This window comes from Microcystis sp. LE19-10.1B, from assembly GCF_027530565.1.
Lineage (GTDB): Bacteria > Cyanobacteriota > Cyanobacteriia > Cyanobacteriales > Microcystaceae > Microcystis > Microcystis aeruginosa.
This window is the reverse complement of sequence record NZ_JAPZQM010000505.1, coordinates 1-1,250: the sequence shown is the minus strand read 5'-3', so window position 1 is coordinate 1,250 and position 1,250 is coordinate 1. Positions and strand designations below refer to the sequence as shown.

The 1,250-nt window shown below is 36.7% G+C and carries 2 protein-coding genes; one reads left to right on the top strand and one right to left on the bottom strand.

The genetic code is table 11. The features are described from left to right. Window positions 1-89: 89 nt before the first annotated feature. A complete protein-coding gene (locus tag O9332_RS18105; protein ID WP_288026714.1) occupies window positions 90-464 on the top strand; it encodes a DUF5615 family PIN-like protein in 375 nt (124 codons plus the stop codon). Window positions 465-775: 311 nt separating this feature from the next. On the opposite strand, the gene O9332_RS18100 is transcribed toward O9332_RS18105, so the two are convergent. Next, window positions 776-982 (bottom strand): type II toxin-antitoxin system HicB family antitoxin, encoded by a 207-nt coding sequence (locus O9332_RS18100; protein ID WP_004159326.1) that lies wholly within the window; start codon window positions 980-982, stop codon window positions 776-778. Window positions 983-1,250 lie beyond the last annotated feature (268 nt).

The window sequence follows — 1,250 nt, the reverse complement described above, 5'->3', positions numbered from 1 at the left end:
TTCTAGCAAATGGAGAGAATTCTTGTCCATTAAGAAATGTTACAAATTACATGGGTACATTAAGATAAGTTAAGGGGGTGCATCCATTGATGGATAAGGGTTTTCAGCTATTGTGGTATATATGTATGGGGGAAGTTCAGTTATTAGATGAAAATTTGTCAGATCGGATTATTGATAAAATAATTGATTTATATTCTAATTCTCAGCACGTCAAGACTTTAGGACTGATCAATACTGATGATGCACTTATCTGGGAATTTGCCAAATTCAACGATTTTGTAATTGTCTCTAAAGATGCCGATTTTCATCAGCGCAGTCTATTATATGGTCATCCACCAAAATTTATCTATCTTCGTATTGGTAATAGTCCCACTGCAAAGATTATCGAAATTTTAAGAGGTTATTTTTTAATTATTGTTGAATTTTTTGATAGTGAAACAGAAAGTCTGTTGATATTAAGTTGAGTGCGATCGCTTAATCTGGTAGGGTTTGTGTTTGCGGCTACCAATTCTGTTAAAAAACCAAAATCAATAATCCGCTCCCCACGCAGCAAATTTATTATTAAATTGGTGTGTTACGCTATCGCTAACACACCCTACTGGATTGTTTCAGTTAATTTGGTGTATTAGAAAAATGCTATAAATTCTATAATTTAAGACTTTAAGCCGAAATCTATTGCCCTATTTTAGCTGAAACAGTCCACTGCGTTTAATTTTCCAACCTATGCTTTTTAATGCTTTTAAAACTTGTTTGGCTTTCGTTGCTGACCATTGACTCATAGAGCAACAAATGATAAATTTAGGTGATTTTCTGGAAGTTCTCCCTGTTCAAGTTGATCGGCTAAGACACGCAAAGCAAGTGCTTGAACTTTAGCAATAGCTTCCTGTTGACTATTGCCATAGACTAAAACTCCCGGAAGTTCGACGATTTCAGCAATATATCGTCCATCTTCTTCTTGTTCTATGTCAATCTTATAATTCATTTGAGAATTACCTATGGGATGACCTGCTGTCTTGATTATATTAGATTTTATATCCGCTCTTGTCGGTTGGATTGACCTAAAAAAACCCAACACACAATTAGATAGGGTTTGCCGAAAAAGCTTTTCCTGGGGGCAGGGTGTGGGGTGTGGGGTGTGGGGTGTGGGGTTTTACCAGTTTTGAGGTGGTCAACTACCTAATTTTCAGGGAAAAAGTACCTGAATTTTCCCCCGATCCCCGCAATGGCTGGCACTTTTTGAGGGGAAAAAA

What these genes read in the sequence shown, in the direction of transcription:
- O9332_RS18105 (WP_288026714.1), top strand. Translation starts at nt 90, where the DNA reads ATGGATAAGGGTTTTCAGCTATTGTGGTATATATGTATGGGGGAAGTT.
- O9332_RS18100 (WP_004159326.1), bottom strand. Translation starts at nt 982, where the DNA reads ATGAATTATAAGATTGACATAGAACAAGAAGAAGATGGACGATATATT.